The sequence below is a fragment of the Lentzea sp. NPDC004782 genome, assembly GCF_040609115.1.
Lineage (GTDB): Bacteria > Actinomycetota > Actinomycetes > Mycobacteriales > Pseudonocardiaceae > Lentzea.
In genome coordinates this window covers 184765-203613 of sequence record NZ_JBEXJN010000006.1, presented here as the reverse complement: position 1 = coordinate 203613, position 18849 = coordinate 184765, and the positions used below count along the sequence as shown (strand labels likewise).

General features: G+C 70.2%; 15 protein-coding genes and 1 riboswitch. Of the genes, 3 read left to right on the top strand and 12 right to left on the bottom strand.

Annotation, left to right across the window (positions count from 1 at the left end; genetic code table 11):
- Nucleotides 1-19 precede the first annotated feature (19 nt).
- Genes ABZV40_RS08390 through ABZV40_RS08365 form a run of 6 tightly spaced genes read right to left on the bottom strand, consistent with a single transcriptional unit; the run spans nucleotide 20 to nucleotide 5699 of the window.
- On the bottom strand, nucleotides 20-784 hold the full coding sequence (locus tag ABZV40_RS08390; protein ID WP_355437505.1) for an ECF transporter S component: 765 nt from the start codon (nucleotides 782-784) through the stop codon (nucleotides 20-22).
- Nucleotides 781-2337, bottom strand: a complete 1557-nt coding sequence (locus ABZV40_RS08385) for an ATP-binding cassette domain-containing protein (RefSeq protein ID WP_355437503.1) — start codon at nucleotides 2335-2337, stop codon at nucleotides 781-783. The genes ABZV40_RS08390 and ABZV40_RS08385 overlap by 4 nt, the downstream gene beginning before the upstream one ends.
- Nucleotides 2334-3365 carry a CbiQ family ECF transporter T component gene (locus ABZV40_RS08380; protein ID WP_355437501.1) on the bottom strand — a complete coding sequence of 344 codons (1032 nt, stop codon included), beginning with the start codon at nucleotides 3363-3365 and terminating at the stop codon, nucleotides 2334-2336. Before ABZV40_RS08380 ends, ABZV40_RS08385 begins: the two co-directional genes overlap by 4 nt.
- Nucleotides 3362-4108 (bottom strand): hypothetical protein, encoded by a 747-nt coding sequence (locus ABZV40_RS08375; protein WP_355437499.1) that lies wholly within the window; start codon nucleotides 4106-4108, stop codon nucleotides 3362-3364. The genes ABZV40_RS08380 and ABZV40_RS08375 overlap by 4 nt, the downstream gene beginning before the upstream one ends.
- Nucleotides 4105-4518, bottom strand: a complete 414-nt coding sequence (locus ABZV40_RS08370) for a hypothetical protein (RefSeq protein WP_355437497.1) — start codon at nucleotides 4516-4518, stop codon at nucleotides 4105-4107. The genes ABZV40_RS08375 and ABZV40_RS08370 overlap by 4 nt, the downstream gene beginning before the upstream one ends.
- Nucleotides 4515-5699: an LPXTG cell wall anchor domain-containing protein gene (locus tag ABZV40_RS08365; protein WP_355437495.1), complete on the bottom strand. Its 1185-nt coding sequence runs from the start codon at nucleotides 5697-5699 to the stop codon at nucleotides 4515-4517. The genes ABZV40_RS08370 and ABZV40_RS08365 overlap by 4 nt, the downstream gene beginning before the upstream one ends.
- A gap of 34 nt (nucleotides 5700-5733) precedes the next feature.
- A riboswitch (cobalamin riboswitch) is annotated at nucleotides 5734-5842 on the bottom strand.
- Between the two features lie 66 nt (nucleotides 5843-5908).
- Here ABZV40_RS08365 and ABZV40_RS08360 point away from each other — a divergent pair.
- Complete coding sequence (locus tag ABZV40_RS08360; protein WP_355437493.1) at nucleotides 5909-7468, top strand: DUF6461 domain-containing protein; 1560 nt, start codon at nucleotides 5909-5911, stop codon at nucleotides 7466-7468.
- 89 nt (nucleotides 7469-7557) lie between these two features.
- Here the strand turns inward: ABZV40_RS08360 and ABZV40_RS08355 are convergent, their stop codons facing one another.
- Both ABZV40_RS08355 and ABZV40_RS08350 read right to left on the bottom strand, forming a co-directional pair.
- Nucleotides 7558-8652, bottom strand: a complete 1095-nt coding sequence (locus ABZV40_RS08355; RefSeq protein ID WP_355437491.1) for an FAD-dependent monooxygenase — start codon at nucleotides 8650-8652, stop codon at nucleotides 7558-7560.
- 73 nt (nucleotides 8653-8725) lie between these two features.
- The gene (locus tag ABZV40_RS08350) at nucleotides 8726-9544 is read right to left on the bottom strand and encodes an SAM-dependent methyltransferase (RefSeq protein ID WP_355437489.1); all 819 of its coding nucleotides are present in this window, start codon (nucleotides 9542-9544) and stop codon (nucleotides 8726-8728) included.
- A gap of 154 nt (nucleotides 9545-9698) precedes the next feature.
- Here ABZV40_RS08350 and ABZV40_RS08345 point away from each other — a divergent pair, with 154 nt between their 5' ends.
- Nucleotides 9699-11030, top strand: a complete 1332-nt coding sequence (locus ABZV40_RS08345) for a cytochrome P450 (RefSeq protein ID WP_355437487.1) — start codon at nucleotides 9699-9701, stop codon at nucleotides 11028-11030.
- Between the two features lie 32 nt (nucleotides 11031-11062).
- A complete protein-coding gene (locus ABZV40_RS08340; protein ID WP_355437485.1) occupies nucleotides 11063-12049 on the top strand; it encodes an alpha/beta fold hydrolase in 987 nt (328 codons plus the stop codon).
- Between the two features lie 97 nt (nucleotides 12050-12146).
- Here ABZV40_RS08340 and ABZV40_RS08335 read toward each other — a convergent pair whose 3' ends face one another.
- From ABZV40_RS08335 to ABZV40_RS08320, 4 genes are all read right to left on the bottom strand, one after another.
- Nucleotides 12147-12695, bottom strand: a complete 549-nt coding sequence (locus tag ABZV40_RS08335) for a Uma2 family endonuclease (RefSeq protein WP_355437483.1) — start codon at nucleotides 12693-12695, stop codon at nucleotides 12147-12149.
- Nucleotides 12696-13044: 349 nt separating this feature from the next.
- Entirely contained in the window at nucleotides 13045-15060 is a 2016-nt protein-coding gene (locus tag ABZV40_RS08330) for a tetratricopeptide repeat protein (RefSeq protein ID WP_355437481.1), read from the bottom strand.
- Nucleotides 15061-15300: 240 nt separating this feature from the next.
- Entirely contained in the window at nucleotides 15301-18246 is a 2946-nt protein-coding gene (locus ABZV40_RS08325; RefSeq protein ID WP_355437479.1) for a BTAD domain-containing putative transcriptional regulator, read from the bottom strand.
- Nucleotides 18237-18824: a nitroreductase family protein gene (locus ABZV40_RS08320; protein WP_355437477.1), complete on the bottom strand. Its 588-nt coding sequence runs from the start codon at nucleotides 18822-18824 to the stop codon at nucleotides 18237-18239. The genes ABZV40_RS08325 and ABZV40_RS08320 overlap by 10 nt, the downstream gene beginning before the upstream one ends.
- Nucleotides 18825-18849 lie beyond the last annotated feature (25 nt).

Here is an 18849-nt window from a genome sequence, read left to right as displayed (position 1 = left end):
GGGTACCCCGGAAGAACGCTCAGCAGACTTCGAACGACGCCTTCCGGGATGCCCGTCGCAACGTCCTGAGCAGCACGGGACCTGTCACGACCACGAGCACCGCGGTGGTGACCGCCCGCCCGAGGTCCCAGCCGAGCGAGGTGGTGAGCGTGAAAGCCGCGAGCCGCACCAGGTTCTCGCCCGCCGGCGCGGCCGGGTCGAAGCTCACCGACGTTCCTTCGCCTACCGCGAACGGCCAGAACGACAGGTTCAGCAGGAACCCGTAGGCCAGCGAACTGATCACGCCGTAGGCCGCGAGCAGTGCGATCTCGGTCTTGCCGCGCCACTGCGGGAGCAACCCGGCGCCGAGCGCGACCCAGGCGGCGCCGAGCATCTGGTACGGCAGCCAGGGACCGACGCCACCGGTCAGCAGCGCCGAGGCGAACAACGTGGTGTTGCCCAGCACGAACCCGAATCCCGGCCCGAACACCCTGCCGCTCAGCACCATCAGGAAGAAGATCGTCTCGATGCCCGCCGTGCCCGCGCCGAGCGGCCGGATCGCGGCACCGAGCGCGGACAGCACGCCGAGCATCGCGATCGCCTTGGAGTCCATGCCCTTCTCGCTCAGCTCGGCCAGCACCACCGCGAGGACGAGCGGCAGCAACAGCGCGAACGTCCAGGGCGCGTCACCGCCGTGCGCGATGTCGCTGGCCGGCGCGACGAACAGCGGCCAGGTGAACGCCGCCAGTCCGATCACACCGGACACGGCCAGCGCGATCGCCGACCTCCGCCTGATGGCGATCACAGGGCCGCCTCGACGTCGGCGACCGTCAGCCACGGGCCGAGGATCTTGCTGACCTGCGGCGCGAAGATCGGCGACGACGTGACGACCTCGCGTGCCGGACCGTCCGCGACGACCTCGCCCTCGGCCAGCACGACCACCCTGCTCGCGTACTCGGCGACGAACTCCACGTCGTGCGTGGCCAGCACGACGGCGCTGTCCAGTCCTTTGAGGACGCCTGCGAGCGCCTCCTTCGCCGGGTGGTCGAGGCCGCGGGTGGGTTCGTCGAGGAGCAGCACGTCCGGGGTGCCGGTCAGCATCACGGCGAGCACGAGCGCCAGGCGTTGACCTTCCGACAGGTCGCGCGGGTGGGTGTCGTCCGGCACCTGCACCAGGCCGTCGAGCAGCTTGCGGCACGTTCCCGGTGGTCGTCCGGTCTCGGTGTCGGCCTGGGCGCACTCCTCGGCGACCGTTTCCAGGTAAAGCAGGTCCTGCGGCTGTTGCGGGACCAGCGCCACCTTGCGGCGCCGCGCCTTCGGTTTCAGCTCCTCGGGATCCGTGGTGCCGACCGCGACGGTGCCGGACGTGCGCTTACCGCTGCCCTGCACCGCCCAGAGCAGCGAAGACTTGCCGGAACCGTTGCGGCCCATCAGCGCCACGCGTTCGCCTGCACCGACGCTGAGCGAAACCCCGCGCACGGCCTGAACGTCGCCGTACTTCACCGTGACGTTCTCGGTGTGGAGGACGGGCTTGAGGTTTTCGGTCGGCTCGGCCGCGGGTTCGGGCAGTCGTGCGCGCAGAGAGGCCGCTTGCCGGCGTGCGTCCCGCACGGACACCGGTACCGGCGACCACCCCGCCACCCGCGCCAGCCTCACCACGGGCGGCGCGACCGGTGACTTCGCCAGCACCGCGCCGACCTCGCCGATCTCGGCCTGCGGCAGGAGCAACGCGCGGTCCGCGTACTGGGCGACGCGTTCCAGGCGGTGTTCGGCGATCACCACCGTCATGCCCAGGTCGTGCACCAGCCGTTGCACGGCGGCCAGCACGTCCTCGGCGGCGCCGGGGTCGAGCGCGGAGGTCGGTTCGTCCAGCACGAGGATCCTGGGATGCGCGGTGAGGGCGGAACCGATCGCGACCCGCTGCTGCTGGCCGCCGCTGAGGGTCGCAAGTGGACGGTCACGGAGTGCGGCGAGACCCAACAGGTCCAGGGTTTCCTCGACGCGTTTGCGCATCACGGTGCCCGGCAGGCCCAGCGACTCCATCGAGTACGCGAGCTCGTCCTCGACGTTGTCCGCGACGAAGCCCGCCACCGGGTCCTGTCCGACGAACCCGACGACGTCGGCGAGCTCGCGGGGCGGGTGGTGTGCGGTGTCGCGCCCGTCCACGAGCACGCGGCCTCTCAGCGTGCCGCCGCTGAAGTGCGGCACGAGACCGTTGATGGCGCGCAGGAACGTCGACTTGCCGGCGCCGGTGCGGCCGACGACCAGGCACAGCTCGCCTTCGCAGATCTCCACGTCGACGTTCGCGAGCACCGGCCGCTCGGCGTAGGTGATCGTGACGTTCTCGAACCTGATCATGCTTCCCTCACGATCACCACCGGTAGCAGCGCGAGCAGTACCGCCAGCGCGGGGACCACCGGCAGTTCCGGTGCCTGAAGCGGAACCGTCGACGGCGACAGCGCCGGATCCCCCGAGAACACCAGTGCCGCTGCGGCGATCATCCCGCTGCAGGCCACCCCCACCGCCCTGAACGTCCACCGGTCCGGCCGGTACCGCGTGCGCGGCACCCTCCGCGCCCCCACCCTGAGTCCCGCGACCGCCAGCACCCCGCCGATCGCGAGCAGCGGCCAGCCCACGCAGACGTCGGCGAGCAGCCCGTACGTGCCGATGCAGAACCCGAACAGCCCGGCCAGCACCAGCGTGCCGGTGAGCAGGCGGTCCCGCGTCGAGATGCCGGCCGTGCGCCCGTACCCGCGCGCGTCCATGGAGGCGGCCAGCACGAGCGACCGGTCGAGGGCGTCTTCCAGCACCGGCACCAACATCGTGCGGATCGCCCGTGCGCCTCGTGCCGTGTCGCCCCTGAGCTGCCGTGCCTTCCTGACCGACCGCGCGGACGCGACCAGTTGCGGTGCAACGGTCAGCGCCACCACCACGGCCACGCTCACCTCGTACAGGGCGGCCGGCAGCGAGCGGAGGAGGCGCTTGGGGTTCGCCAGGGCGTTGGCGGCGCCCACGCAGCTGAGGATCGTGGCGAGCAGCAAACCCTGGTACAGCGCGAATACCAGACCTTCCGCGGTGACCGGGCCGCCGATGCGGATGCCCCGGGCCCAGGTGGGGAGCGGGACCTGGGGCAGGGTGAAGAGGGTGGTCGGGCCTGCCGTGCCGCCCAGGAAGACGTGCAGGAGCACGCGCAGGGCGATGACCATCAGGCCGAATTTCAGGAACACGCCGTAGGTTCCGGACCACGGGGTGTTCGCTCGGCAGGTCACGACCACCAGGCCCGCCACGGCCAGGACCAGGCCCAGCACGAGCGGGTTGGTGGTGCGGCCGGCGGCGGTGGCGAGGCCCAGGGCCCAGAGCCACCACGCGCCGGAGTGAAGCCTCACTCTTCTTCTGCTCGGCGACGACGGCGAGCCACGAGCGCCCCTGCCACGACCAGCCCCGCGATCACCAGCACGCCGGCCGCGGTCCACCACCAGCGCGGCCCCGGCTCCTCCTCAGCCCGCTGGGCCTTCTGCTCGACCACGACCGCCGAGGTCTCCGCGGTGGAAGAAGTCGTCGCCGGCGGAACCGGCTCGCTGGATGGCGAAGGTGCCGCAGACGAGGTCGGCGGCACAGCAGTGGTCACCACAGGCGGGGCCGGAGGTTTCGGAGCCGGAGGTTGAGGCGCGGGCGGCTGCGGTGCCGGTGCCGGTGCCGCCGTCGGCGGTGCCGTCCCCGGTTGCGCTCCCGCCCCGAACGCCCAGCCTTCTACGCTCCCCCGAGCCGGCACGTACGTCGCCGCACCCTGGTTGCTGTAGACCCACGAACCGCCGGCGGAGGCGTGCCAGTAGGACCAGTAGGCCGAGGCGGGCGGGGTGTTGACGCACTTGTCGGCGTCCGCGCCGGGCTTTCCGTCGATGCGGCAGACGAAACCGGGCTGCCGGGACGCGTAGGTGTACCCGAACCCGGCCGCGGTCAGCGCCGCCACACCTGAGGCCGGACCACCGGGCGCGCAGCCCTGCTGCACGCCTCCCCCGAGGCTGCCGAAGTCGACGACGACCGTCACGCCGTCGCAGTCCGCGGCCGACGCGGGCACCGGGAACGCGCACGCGATCACCAGTGCCAGCGCGAAGAAGAGCCTCGTCACGGAGTGGCGCCCGGTGCGGTGCCGGCACCGAACGACCAGCCCTCGACGGTGCCGGGGGCCGGGTCGTAGCTGCCGGCGCCCGCGGTGCTGTAGGTCCAGGTGCCGCCGGGCGAGGCGTGCCAGTACGACCAGTACGCGCTGGTCGTCGGCTTGGTGCACGGGTTCGGCAGCGAGTTGATCGTGCACACGAAGCCGGGCTGGCGCGGCACGAACGAGTACGTGAAGTGCGCTCCCTTCAGCGCGTCCAGCCCGGTCGCGTAGTCACCGGGGGCGCATTCGGTCTGGACGCCACCGCCCAGCGCGGTGAAGTCGACCACGACCTTCACGCCCGCGCAGTCGGCGGCGGAGGCCTGGGGCGTCACCACGAACGACGCGGCCAGGGCGAGAACAGCGAGGATCCGGCGCATCACGCACCAACCTTCCGACGACGGGCTGCGACGAGGAGCACGGCGCCGACCAGCACCGCGGAGGAACCGAACAGGGTCAACGGCACCGCCTGGTCAGGACCGGTCGCGGCGAGCGGCGGGTCGACCGGAGCAGTACCGGCGGGCGCCGGAACCGAAGGCGGAACCGTGGATGGAACCGTGGACGAAGGAGCAGGGGTGCAGTCGCTCCCGGGCACCCCGGCGGTGGCGGAAGCGGCCGTCACGTCGGCGAGGCTCACGCGGGCGAGGCCGAGCATCGCCTGCGTGGTGGCGCGAATCGCCCCGTACAGCTCGAACCCGCCGCCGTCGTACGCGACCGCACCGCGCTGCGCCTCCGGTCCGGAACACCCGATCTGCAAGGACTTCAGGTACGCCACGGCCTTGTCGGCGGCGTCGGTGCGGCCACCGGCGACGAGCGCGCCGACGGCGAGCCCGGTGCTGTTGGCGTTCGTCCCGGCCGTCGCCGACGGGAACCCGCCGTCCGCCTTCTGCTGTGCGGCCAGCCACGTGAGCGCGTCAGCCGACGCCTTCTTCTCCCCCGCGGCCAGCAGCGCCTGCAGCACCATCGCCGTACCGTCCACATCGGACTTGCACACCGGCTCGCCGAACGAGATCGGGAACCCGCCGTCCGGGCACCGCGTGGAAACCTGGTACGCCAACGCCTTGTCGAACGGCAGCCCGGCGCGCTTCAGCACGATGATCGCCAAAGCCTGCGTGAACGCGTTGGTCTGGTCGAACGAAGGATCGGTGCGGTCGCGATAACGCCCCGACTCCTCCTGCAACGCCGACAACCGCGCGAGAAGATCCACGCCCGCGAACTCGTGCGGGTCGGTCCCCAGCGTCTGCGCGACCAGCGCCAGCTTCACCAGGCCACCGACGTACGACTCGCTCTCGCCGTCACCGGCGAAGTACGTCAGCTGCTCGGGCTGGGCGAGCCACGCCGCCGCCTTCACCGCGGTCGACTTGCCGACTCCGGACGCCGCCAGCGCGAAGACGCCGTCCGCGGTCAGCCCGTGGTCGAGCAGACCGGGCCCTCTGAGCAGGTGGTCGCCGTTCTCGAACTGACCGGCCAGCCACGTTCCGGCCGACGGCGCGGGCTCGGCGGCCGCGGGTGTCGCCACGAGCGCGACCGCGACGCACGCGGCCAGCACGGATTTCCGGATCACTACGCCTCCCTGCCCCGCTGTCCTCGACGGGGTTGGTGGAGCTACCGCACGCCACGGGCAGTCGGACTTTCACCGTTGCGGGTCAGTGCCGGAGTTGCACCGGCTTCCCCCGCGGCGTGCGGATGCTGTTGTCAACACCCGATCGTGCGCGAGCGATCATGTTCAGTCAAATGCCTGTGAGCCGGGCCATCACACGGCACAATCGCGCCGTGGGGGAATTCGAGGAACTGGTCCTGCGGGCCGTGCCGGCGATCGAGGCGCTCATCCCGGCGGAACCGGCCGCCGAACTCGGCCGCTACGAACCACGTCAGTGGACCGACGGCCGCCGGCACGGCACGCCCGCGCAGCGAGCGCTCGACGACTTTCCGGGGCTGACCGCGGAACGGCTGCTCGGGGCGCTCGAACTCGGCGTGGCCCGGCTGACGCTGACCGCACCCGCGGAGGCGGTCGCGGGTGTCCGCCCGCTCCCGGACGGCAGCAGCTTCTCGATCCTGTCGTTCGTGGGCCAGAGCGCGCTCAAGACACCGGTCACGATGGCCGCCGCGATGTACCCCGGGGCGATCGAGCTGATCACCGAACGGGTGCGCACCACCGCCGCCCTGCTCGACCTCGGCGACCTGACCGGCGACGAGGCCGCGGTCGCCGCCAAGCACGGCGCGGCGCATCTCGCGCTGGCGGTGGCGGTCTCGGCGGCCGTCCTGACCAGGCTCGGCACCCCGGCGTCGAAAGACCCGCTGGCGATCATCGGCATCGCGATCGGCGTGACCGCGCTGCTGCTGCCGGACATCCCGAAGCCACCGGCGTACGCGCAGGCGTTGCTGCGGAAGCGCCGCGACGAGTACATGGGCTCCTCCTGGGAGACGAGCGTTCCGGTGTCCGGCCACGAGTTCGTGTGCGTGGAGGAACCGAGCCGTTCCTCGGCGGACTTCGCGGCGACGGGTCTCGTTGCCGCCGTCGACACCGGTTTCGCCGTGCACACCGGAATCGAGGAAGGCCGCGTACCGGTGTCGGTGCGGGTGGTGCTCGAAGTGCCCGCAGAGCCGGACGTCGCGCACTGGGACGAGGTCGCCGAGGTCAGCTTCACCGCGGTCGACGGCGACGCCAGGCTCGGTCACGGTGGCATGCCGCCGTGGCCGGGCGACTTCCGCGTCCGGGTGTCCGCCCGTGGCCGGGACGGGGACGACGACGAGGCGTACGAGCTGCTGATCTGGCCGGCACCTCACGCGGAACCCTTGGTGCGCAAGAAGACCGACAGGATCGGTCATCGGCTGCGCGGCGAACCCGAACCGGAGCGCGAGATCGCCCCGGAAGCCGCGCTGAGGTGGTTGCCCAACCTCCTCGGCGAGGCGGCGACCGTCACGGTCATCACCGGCCTCGACGTCGACGACGTGGTGGACGACTTCGAGGACGACTCCATCGCCGTCGAGATCGACGGCGGTGTCGTCGTGGTCGAGGACAACAACTACGTCGGCTCCAACCGGGAAGTGCTGGAACACCTGTCCCGCAAGGGGAAGGCGGCCAGCTACTTCTGGAACGTCAACGCGCTGACGCGGCTGTCGTTCGCCCGCGGCGGCGTACTGATCTCGTCGGAAGAACTTTGGGAGGAAACCGACTTCGGCGGCGACCCGGAGGTCGCCGCCGCTCTCGACGGGCTCGACTTCGGCGACTGGCGGCACCGCAACGCCAAGGGGATCACCGCGGTCGTCCGGTTCACCGGCGCGGTGCTGCCCAGGGACGACCTCACCGCCGCGATCGAGGACCTTTACTAGCATCCGGCCGCTCGTCGAGGTGGATGAAGGGCTCCTTCATCCACCCCAGGTGGAGCAAGGAGCCCTTCATCGACAACAGGGCGACCTGTTCAGTACGTTGTGAGCTGGAAGTCGTTGACAATGCGGTAGAACTCGTCCGTACCCGACAACGCGCCCTGGCTCGTGCTGTTGCGCACCGCGAAGTCCTGGTTGGCCGTCACGTACGGCCGCATGATCTCCTCGTAGCGCTGGAACGCGGTCGCGGCGTTGGTGTGCAGCTCGCCTGCCAGCACGTACGCGCCGATCAACGCCATGCTGGTGCCCTGACCGGACAACGGCGAACCGCAGTAGCCCGCGTCGCCGAGCAGCACCACGTTGCCGCGCGACCAGGAGTCCATGCGGATCTGGCTCATCGAGTCGAAGTGGAAGTCCGGTGCCTCCCACATGTGCTTGAGCGCGGTCTGCCACTCCCAGCCGGCGTCGGCGAACTTCTCGGCGATCAGCCGGCGCTGGGCGTCGACGTCGCGGTGGTCGAAGGCGACCTCGCCGTTGAAGCCCATGTAGACCCGGCATTCGGCGTTGGAGCGGGCGCTCATGATGCCGCCGCCGACGACCTCGCCCTGCTGGAACGTCTGCCAGTGGTCGAGGCCCAGCCAGTTCGGCGCGGTGAACACGGCGAGGTTCATGCCGAGGTGGCTGATGAACTCCGACTCCGGCCCGAAGACCAGCCTGCGGACGTTGGAGTGCAGGCCGTCCGCGCCGACGATGACGTCGAAGTCGCGCGGCGCCGCCTTCTCGAACGTGACGCGGGTGCCGTCGATCGAGGTGATGGTGTCGTCGAACAGGTACTCGACGCCGTCGGCGGCGTTGTACAGCATGTTCGCGAGGTCGTCGCGCAGCAGCTCGACGTCGGGACTCGACAGGTCGCCGCCGCTGACGGTGTGCGTGGTGGAGCTGAACAGCTCGTTGCCGTCGCCGTCGAGCATGGTCATGCCGCGCATGTTCGTGTCGAACGACCGCAGCTGCTCGCCGAGGCCCATCCGCTCGACGACCTCCAGCGCCGGGCCGCGCACGTCGATGGCCTGGCCGCCGGGCCGCAGACCGCGGGCCCGCTCGACGACGGTGACGTCGAACCCGTGGCGGCGCAGCCAGTACGCGAGCGCGGGACCGCCGATGCTGGCGCCGGAGATCAGGACGTTCTTCATGGTGTTGCCCCCTGTGGGTCGGTGTTGCCCACAAGGTGCCGACCGGCGCTGACCGTCCGCTGACCAACCGCGGTCAGCGTTTGACAGCGACCCCCGCGAACGGGACCTCGTTGATCTCCGGGTTCGCCGCGAAGTCGCCCTCGCCGTCCGGCCGCCACGCCGGGCAGCCGACGAGACCGGGCTCCACCAGCTCGAACCCGTCGAAGAACCGCAGCACCTCGTCGTACGTGCGCGGGAAGGCCTGGTTCTGCGAGCTCTTGGTGTTGTAGGTCTGGACGGCCTCGTCCATCCCGGTCGGCTTCGCCTCGGCCGACGCGTGCGACAGGGCGAGGAAGCTGCCGGGCACCAGCCGGTCGCGGTACTGCCCGACGATCGCCGCCGGGTCCCACTCGTCCGGGACGAAGTGCAGCAACAGCAACATGAACAGCCCGACCGGCTGGTCGAAGTCGATGAGCTCGCGGGTCGGGCCCGCGTCGAAGATCGTGTCGAGGTCGCGCAGGTCGGCCTGCAGCACGGCCGTGTTCGGGTTGTTCGCGAGGATCAGCTCGCTGTGCGCGACGGCCACCGGGTCCTTGTCGACGTAGACGACCCTGCAGTCGGGCGCCTCGGCCTGCACGATCTCGTGCAGGTTGCCCACCGTCGGGATGCCGGAACCGATGTCGAGGAACTGCCGCACGCCCTGGCCGACCATGTGCAGAGCGGCCCTGCGCAGGAACGACCGGTTCAACCGCGCCGCGTCGCGGACGCCGGGCATGATCTGCAGGATCTTCTCCGCCAGCACCCGGTCCGGGGCGAAGTTGTGGCCACCACCGAGCCAGTAGTCGTACACCCGCGCCGGTGACGGCACCGTCGTGTCCACACCTGGCGGAACCCAACCGAGGTCGCTGCTCACGGACCGACTGTACTTGTGCGGCCCGGCCTCGCCAGGCCGCCGGCCGCGTACACCAGATCGGCCGAACGCATGAGCATCCGATCGTGTGTATCTGCTCGCCTCCGGTGGCGTGATGGCCCTAGGTTGTTCGGGGTCGCACGAGAGGGTGATTGTGATGCCGAGCGTCACGACGGTGCCGGGCCGATGGCCCCTCATCGGGCACACCGCCACCCTGCTCAGGTCGCCGGTCGAGTTCCTGGCGTCGTTATCCGCCAAGGGTGACGTGGTCAGGGTTTTCCTCGGTCCCCTGCCGGTGTACCTGGTGACGACGCCGGAGCTCGCGACGCAGCTGCTCACGTCGGACAAGTTCGACAAGGGCATCGTGTTCGACAAGATGCGCCCGCTGTTCGGCAACGGGCTCGCCACCTCGAACGGTGCGTTCAACCAGCGGCAGCGCCGGATGATGTTGCCCGCCTTCAACCGCACCAGGGTCGCGACCTACGCCGAGACCGTGATCACCGCGCTGGCGACCGAGCTGCGCGACTCGTGGCACGACGGTCAGCGGCTCGACTTCGACGAGGTGATGCAGGACTTCGTGATGACCGTCGCCGGTCGCACGCTGTTCTCCGCCGACCTCGGTGAAGAGGTGCTGGCCGAGATCAAGCACTCCATCCCGATCATGCTCAAGCACGTGCTGGTGCGCGCGTTCTCCCCGTCGTTCGTGGAGAAGCTGCCGATCAGGGCGAACCGCGAGTTCGACGAGGCCGCCGCCCGGCTGCGCAGGATCATCCCCGAGGTCGTCGTCGGGGCCAGGACGCAGGGCACCGACCACGGCGACCTGCTCTCGGCACTGCTCGCCGCGCGGGACGCCGACACCGGTGAGGCGATGACCGACGAGCAGATCCACGACGAGGTCGTCACGATCCTCACCACCGGCGCGGAGACCACGGCCGTGGCGCTGGCGTGGTTCTTCCACGAGGTCGGCACGCGGCCGTCGGTGCGAGAGCGGTTCCACGCCGAGGTCGACGCCGTGCTCGGGGACCGGCCGGCCACGTTCGGGGACGTCGCGAAACTGGAGTACACCGGCCGGATCATCAACGAGGTGCTGCGCCGCACCCCGCCGATCATCCTGATGCGCCGGGCCCGCGAGGACGTCGAGATCGGTGGCGTGCTCGTGAAGAAGGGGACCGAGATCGCGGTCTCGCAGCACACCCTGCACCGCGATCCCCGCTGGTTCCCCGATCCCGACGGCTTCGACCCCGACCGCTGGGCACCCGAACGGGCCGCGGCGCTGCCGAAGGGGGCCTTCATCCCGTTCGGCGCGGGTTCCCGTTACTGCCCAGGACATTTCCTCGCCCACACGGAGATCACGATCGCCGCCGCGACGATCGCCACCCGGTGGGACCTCGTCCCCGTTGCGGGACAACGCGTCTACGCCCAGGTGAAGGCGACGATGCAGCCCAACCAGCTGCCGATGATCGCCACTAGCAGAAAGCCATCAGCGTGAAACTGCTCCCCGTTGTCGCCGCGGTGCTGGCAATGACGTCATTTGCGCCTGCCGCCAACGCCACTGGCGTCGACTGCTCGATCACCACGCTCCCGGTCTCCGGCCCGACCAGCACTGCGACGATGTCCGGTCAGCTGTGCGAGCCGACAGGCGTGAGCCCGAAGACGATCCAGCTGCTGGTGCACGGCGGCACGTACAACCGCTCGTACTGGGACCTGCCGGGTGCGCCGGAGTCCTATTCGTACCAGCGGGACATGGCCCGCTCGGGCCGGGCGACGTTCGCGGTCGACCGGCTCGGCACCGGCGCCTCGACGCACCCGTCGAGCCTGCCGTTGCTGATCACCCTGGAGGCGCTGAACCTGCACGAGGTCGTGCAGCACCTGCGCGCCGGGCACGTCGGCGGCACCGCGTACGAGAAGGTCGTGATCGTCGGGCACTCCGTCGGGTCCGGCATCGTGGCGATGGAAGCCGCGACCTACCACGACGTGGACGGCGTGGTCCTGTCCGGGATGACGCACATGCCGGCCGTCCCGGTGCTCACCCTCGGTGCGGCGCTGGGACTTCAGCCGGTGTTCCTGGACAACCTGCTCGGCACGCTCGGCAGCGATCCGCTGTACTTCACGACGCGGCCGGGTGCGCGGGCCGGGTTGTTCTACGACCTGGACGACGCCGACCAGCTCGTCGTGGACGCGGACGAGGCCACGAAGGACGAGGTCTCCGTGCCCGGCATGGGAACCGTGGCGGTGTTCGGCATCGTGCTGCCCACCACGTACGGCATCGACGTGCCGGTGTTCAACGCGGTCGGCACGAACGACGTCCTGTTCTGCGGTGTGCTGGCACTGCGCGACTGCTCGAACGCGAATGCGCTGCGCGCCCAGGAGGCGTTGTACTACCGGCCGGAAGCGCAACTGGAAACCTACGTGCTGCCCGGTGCGGGACATTCCCTCGCCCTGCACCGGAACGCGGACGCCTATCGCGACGCGACCCGCGCGTGGCTCAGTTCGAAGTTCGGGATGTGAGCCCCTTTCACACGCGCCCCGGTTGTCGATGAAGGGCGCCTTCATCCACCTCACGTGGATGAAGGCGCCCTTCATCCACCACGACGAGCGGGTGCGCTCAGCGCACCAGGCCCTGGGCGCTGAGCTTCACCGGGAACGGGAACTGCAGCTCGATGATTTCCTCACCGTCGGACCGCGCCTGCTCCACGTACACCCCGTTCTCGAGGTGCAGGCAGCGCAGCCACGGACTGTCGTAGTCGATCATCCAGTAGTTCTCGCAACCGACTTCCTGGAACTTCGCCCGCTTGAGCTCCAGGTCCACGTGGCGGGTCCGGGGCGAGAGGACCTCGACCGCCAGCACGGGCGGTCCCATGAGCGCCTGCTTGGTGAACTGCTCGCGCCGGCCCACCACCAGGTCCGGGATGAAGACCGTGTCGTCGGCGAGCACCACGTCGACCGGAGCGGGGAGGACTTCCAGCTCCGGTGGGCAGACAGCCGTCAGCGCCACCAGCAGCCGGGCGACGACCCGCTGGTGCACAGGACGGGGTGAGGGGCTCATGACCAGCACCCCGTCGACGAGTTCGAAACGGTGCCCATCATCAGGCATCGCCTCCAGGTCCGCCCACGTCAGTGGCCTACCGCGGGGAAACGTCGGGACACCACCCATGGTGCGTTCCACCCCCTGGTCGAGGCCACCGTCCGCCGGCCGGATCCCGGCTATGCCATTAGACAAGACTGGTCCGATTCTCACGACTCGCAAGCCCCTTTTGGCCGACCTCGCACCACTGCACGCACACGTCCCGGTCAACACCGTCCCGCACGGTGAGCGACGACTGGTCCTGCCGTGGCAGGCGACACCCGGTCGGAGCAGTGTTTTGGTTGCAATCGAACAAGTGGCTAATTTTTGATCAATTTTTGGGCGATTTTCGGTAACGCCATCAGCCCTGCCAATTGCCCGCGAATGCGACCCTAACGGAATCTTACGGGTCAGCCAAGCACTCGGTTGGAGCAATACCTCACAGCTGGAAGATCAAATCGTCCAGCACCGGTTTCAGCCCGAATTCCGAGTAAACCGCACCGGCGGCCGCTTCGAGCTCGTCCGCGAGTTGGGTTTCGCCACACGCGCGGTGCACGCGGGACAGTTCCATTCGGGCCCGCGCCGCGCCCACCACGTCGAAGTTCCCCTCGCAGAGGGTCACCGACCCGTGCAGCGACGTGCGGGCGGCACCGAGCCGGCCACGCGCGAACTCGTTGCACCCCAACAGGTAGAGCACGAAGCTCTCGCCACGGCGGTCGCGCGCGCCGCGCACCAGGTCCAGTGCGGCGGTCAGCACACCGAAGGCCTCGTCGTGCCGTCCCTGCGCGGCCAGCAGCTTGCCCAGCCGGTAGTTGATCTGGGCCAGCACCCGCGCGGGACCGATCCCCTCGCACACCTCCAGAGCGGAGCCGAGGCGGTCCAGCGCCCCTGCCGGATCGTCGTCGTAGAGGTCGATCTGCGCCAGGTTCTGCAGCACGGACGCCTGCCCCACCGGGTCGCCCAGCCGCTCGTACACCGCCAGTCCCCGCTGGTACCACCGCCGCGCCGCCGCCATCTCCCCCGACGACCGCGACACGATCCCGAGGTTGCGGTAGGTGAGCCCCAGCCCGGCGAGATCGTCGAGGTCCTCGAAGACGTCCTTGGCGAGCACGGTCATCTCGCGCGCGATGTCGTACCGGCATTGGCTGATGTGCAACGAGGCGAGCGAGCACCGCAGCACAGCGGTACCTCGCGCGTTGCCCGAACAGGCGGCCAGCGCCACGTCGTGCGTGCGCTGCCAGCCGTCGTAGTCCGTGCGGGCCTCGAAGAGGATCACCAGGCCGTGCGCGAGCTCCCAGCTCAGTTCGTCGAACCCGGCCTCAGCGGCGAGCGACACCGCCTCGCACAACCGGTCGGCGGAGACCTCCAGCCACGCCAGCGGATCGGTCCGCAGCAGCCGATCGGGCCGCACCACCTCGCGCACCGACGACCCGCGCACGACCGAGAACTCGCCGCCGTACAACGCGATCCGGGCGCGATCGAGCAGGTGCAGCCACCCGCCCAGCACCCGCCGCAGCGCGTCCGGCGACTCCTGGCCGGCGAACTCCCGGACCAGCGGTGGCACCACGTACTCAGCTCCGTCTGCCGAAACGAGGTGCGCCGACACAAGTTCGTCCACAGCGGACTGTCCGCGCACGTCCCCGAAAGCCGCCACCGGCGCCCACGAAGGCAACCGGTGCGAGCCCAGACCGGCGAGCAGTCCCAGCAGCCTGCGGGCGTGCGAGCTCAGGTCGCCCGTCGCCTCCTCCAACGCCGCCCGAACGGACAGCCCACCGTGCGTCAACGCGTCCAGGGACAGCCGGTCGACCAGCAGCGAGATCGGCCAGTGCGGTCGCGCGGCCAGCCGGGCACCGGCGATCCGCAACGCGAGCGGCGAACAGCCCACCGCCGAAACCAGGGCATCGGCGGACGTCGCCTCGACCGACACGCGGTCGAAGCCGATCTGCCTGCCCAGCAACGTCATCGCCTGCGCACGCTCCAACGCGCCGACCTCGACCACGTGCGGCAGCCGCAACCGGTGCCGTGACGTCACCAGAACCGCGCAGCCGGGTGAGCGCGGCAGCAGCGGTGTCACCTGCTCCGCGCTCGTCGCGTCGTCCAGAACGAGCAGAAGTGACTGGCGCGCAACAGCGTCTCGATAGGCGCTCAGACGGGCACCGAAATCCGCGGGAACGGACAGCCCGAGCGAGGCGAGGAACCGGCCCAGCACCTCGTGCGGTGTCGTACCGCGCAGCCGCACGAACAGCTGACCGTCCGGGAAGTGACCGTTGGCCACCCGGTGCCCGGCGTGCACGGCGAGCGTCGTCTTACCCGCGCCCACCGGTCCGGTCAGCAGCACGACCTGCGGAAACGGGGTGACCAGGTCCACGACGGACTGGAGGAGCTCCTCGCGGCCGACGAAGTCCGCGACGGCCGCCGGCAACTGACGCGGGCGCGGGAAGAGTTCGACGTGCACACCGCCCCCTTCTGCCTGACAAACCGTCAGCCGAAGCCCAGTCTCACACAGAACATCGGCCGGATCACGGCCGTGGAAACCCGTAATACGTGCGACGATCGCTCGCATTCCGTGCCGTGTGAGCGCCGTGGGAACGATGTGTGGACGCTCTCTCGCACCCTCGGTGGCAACACCACCGAGGGGAGCCGGAAATGCACAGGACCAGGGACAAACTCGCCCAGTACGCGGCCTTCACACTGATCATCGTCGTCGCTGCGACGGCATTGCTCCTGGCGCTTTGGCTGTAGCCAGGATCCGCTTCGCCACGGCCACCGCCCTGGGCTGACCCAACCGTTCCGCGGCCGCGACCGCCTCCTCGCCGCAGCGCACGGCGGTCTCGCGGTCGCCGAGCGCCACGTGCACCCGGCACAGCTGCCCTAGCACGCGGTCTCCCATCCAGCTGCGCCTGGCCCGCTTGATCGCCGCCAGGCACCACTCGCCGTACCGCACGGCCTCGGTCAGCCGTCCCTCCAGTTCCGCGCGGATGGCCAGCACGAACGCCAGTTCGAGCTCCCCGACGTGGTCCTCGAACTCGCCCATGGCCCTGAGCACGTCGTCGTCCGCGGTCACGCACAGGCCGGTCCGGCACAACCGCACGGCCGCGTGCGCCATCTCCAGCGCCTTGCCCGGCCGTCCCGACTCCAGTGCCGCGTAGGTGAAGTCCGCCCGCGCGAACGCCTCGCCGCGCCAGTCGCCGCGTTCCTGGAAGACGGGCAACGACCGTTCCAGGTGATTGGCGCATTCGTCGTCGTTGTACAGGTAGAAGTGGACGAAGCCGATGTCCTCCAACGCGAGCGCGATCCGCGAGACGTCGCCGTGTTCCTCGCCCAGTCTCAGTGCCGCGGTGAGGTGCTCCAGCGCTTCGTCGTTCTTCCCCTGCAGCACGCAGGTGAGACCGAGGTGGTGCAGTGCGTACGCCTCCTGGATCGGCGCTCCCACACCGCGGATCAGCTCGACGGCCTGCTCGAAGTACCGCTGCGCCTTGTCGGAGCGGAGGCCTTCCCGCGCGATGATGCCGAAAAGCGCGAGGACAGACGCCTCGCCGAGCACGTCGCCGATCTGACGCATCAGGTCGAGCGCCTCCTGCAGACGCTCGACCGGCTTCGCGTCCGGGCGGGACAGGTACGCCGATCCGAGACCTCGCAACGCTTCCGCGCGGGCCTTCAGGTCACCGAGCTGGTGTGTGGCGGCCAGCGCGACGTTCTGCAGCTCGATGCGTTCACGGCCGTAGCCGCGCAGCAGCAGAAAGGGCGCCATTTGTTGCGGCAGCTGCCATGCGTGCGTGTAATGGCCGCGATAGGCCGCCAGGTACACAGCAGCCCTGAGGTTGCCGCGTTCACGCTCCATCCACTCCGTCGCCTGCCTGATGTTCGCGAGCGGCGGCAGTTCGACCGGCGGGTACCGCACGACCGGAGTGGTCTTCGGCCAGTCCGTCGCCATCAGGAACGCCGCGATGCTCGCCGCATGCAGGTAGAAATCGACGATGCGCAGCACGGCTTCCTCGGCCTCCTCCGGCTCGACCATCGCTTTCGCGTGGTCGGCCAGCAGGTCGTGGAACCGGTAGCGGCCGTTCTCCTTCTGCTGCACCAGGTGCACGTCGAGCAGGCCGTCCAGCAGCCGCTCGGCCGCCACCCGCGTCGACCCGATCACCGCGGCCGCCAGGTGGGCGTCCCAGTCCTCGCCGGTGTGCAGGCCGAGCCGCCGGAACAGCCGCTGCTGCTCGGGCGTGAGTTGCTGGTACGACAGGGCGAACGCGCCCGCGACGCTGCGTTCGCCCGCGGTCAGCTCGGTCAGCCGGTGCTCGGTGAGCCGGCGCGTCACGTCCTGCGCGGTCCAGGCGGGTCTGGTGCGCCACCGGGCGCCGACGATCCGGACCGCGAGCGGCAGGTAGCCGCAGAGCCGGACGATCTCGCGGGAGGCGTCGAGATCGGCCTTCTTTCCGACGATGCTCGCGAGCAGGTTCAGCGCGTCCACCTCGGACAGCACGTCGAGCGAGATCGTGTGGGCGGCGTCGAGGTCCACGAGCCTGCGCCTGCTGGTCACCAGGACCAGGCCGGTGCCGGGCAGCAGCGGGCGGACCTGGGCGGCGCTGCCCGCGTTGTCGAGCACCACGAGTGCCCTGCGGTGGGCCATCTCCGCGCGCCACCGGGCCGCGCGGGCGTCGAGACCGTCCGGGATGTCGTGGGCCGGCACGCCGAGCGCGGTCAGCAACGCCAGCAGCGCGTCCGACGGGGTGCGCGGCTCGACGCCCTCGGTGTAGGAGTGCAGGTCCACGAACAGCTGCGCGTCCGGGAAGCGGGAGGCCAGCCGGTGCGCGGCGCGAACCGCGAGCGTGGTCTTGCCGATGCCCGCCATGCCGTCGATCGCGGTGATCGCGACGCAGCCGGACGGGACGGCGGCGAGGATCTCGTCGAGGTCCTCGGCGCGACCGGCGAAGTCGGCGATGTCGCCGGGCAGGTCGTTGCGGGCCTTCGGGCGGTTGTCGGCCGTGAGCACCTGCTGGTGGGCCTGCTGCAGATCCCTGCCGGGGTCGAGGCCGAGCTCGTCGGCGAGCCTCGCGCGGATGTCGTCGTAGGCCTGCAACGCCTCGGTCTGCCGGTCGCAGCGGTGCAACGCGACGATCAGCTGCGCCCACATGCGTTCCCTGGCCGGGTGCTGCCGGGTGAGCGAGCGCAGTTCGGGGACGAGCTGCTCGTGCAGTCCGTCGCGGAGGTCCTGCTCGATCCGGGCTTCCAGTGCGGCCAGGTACTTCTCGGTCAACGCGGGCACGTGGTCGCGTTCGAGCGCGTCGCTGCCGATGTCGGCGAACGGGCGGCCGCGCCACAGGGCCAGCGCCTCCCGCGGTTCCAGCCGGTCGAACCGGTGCAGGTCGACCTCGTCCGGCCGCACGTCCAGCAGGTACCCGCCCGGCCGGGTCCGCACCAGCTCGGGCCGCCCGAGGTCCTCGCGCAGCCGGCCGACCGCGGTCTGCAACGCTCCTCGTGAGCCACCGACCAGCTCGACCAGCTCGTCGACCCCGACCACCTGGCCGGGACGCAACAACAGAGCGGCCAGCAGCACGCGCCGCTTGCCGGACGGGACGTGGACCCGGTGCCCGTCGAGCACCACGTCCAACGGTCCGAGCAGGCCGAACGACCTCACTGCCACCGATCCCAGTGCACCATCTCGTCGAACGCCTTGCGCTTGCGCGTGCGCGGCGAGGCACCCTCGGAGATGCCCTCCTCCGCGGGATGTCCGATCGCGATCATGCCGATCGGCACGTAGCTGTCCGGCACGCCGAACGCCGCTCGCAGCTGCGGCCACGTCTCCTTGTCGGTCCCGAAGAACACCGCGCCGAGGCCCTCGTCCACCGCGGTCTGCAGGATCAGCAACGCGGCCATGCCGGTGTCGATGTCCCAGTACGGCACCGGCCAGTGGTCCTCGGCGCGGTCCGTCCAGCCCTTGTCGGCCTGCGCGTACCGGTCGAGGTAGACGTCCTTGGCCGAGAACGGGATGACGACGACCGGCGCCGTCTTGGCGTCCTCACCGCCCCACCACTCGAACATCTCGGTGAGCCGCTTCAGCGACTCGCCCCGCAGCACCAGAAAGCCCTGGCCCTGCGAGAACCCGGCGGACGGGCCGCGCACCGCGTTGCGCATGATGCGCTGGATGCTCTCGTCGCTGACGGGCTCGTCGGTGAACTTGCGGACCATGCGCCGACGGCGGACAACGTCCTGGAACTCCACGCCAACCTCCCCAGATGGTGCTTTC

Coding starts and splice junctions, on each gene's coding strand:
- ABZV40_RS08345 (WP_355437487.1), top strand. CDS start 9,699: ATGCCGAGCGTCACGACGGTGCCGGGCCGATGGCCCCTCATCGGGCAC.
- ABZV40_RS08355 (WP_355437491.1), bottom strand. CDS start 8,652: ATGAAGAACGTCCTGATCTCCGGCGCCAGCATCGGCGGTCCCGCGCTC.
- ABZV40_RS08340 (WP_355437485.1), top strand. CDS start 11,063: ATGACGTCATTTGCGCCTGCCGCCAACGCCACTGGCGTCGACTGCTCG.
- ABZV40_RS08385 (WP_355437503.1), bottom strand. CDS start 2,337: ATGATCAGGTTCGAGAACGTCACGATCACCTACGCCGAGCGGCCGGTG.
- ABZV40_RS08335 (WP_355437483.1), bottom strand. CDS start 12,695: ATGGGTGGTGTCCCGACGTTTCCCCGCGGTAGGCCACTGACGTGGGCG.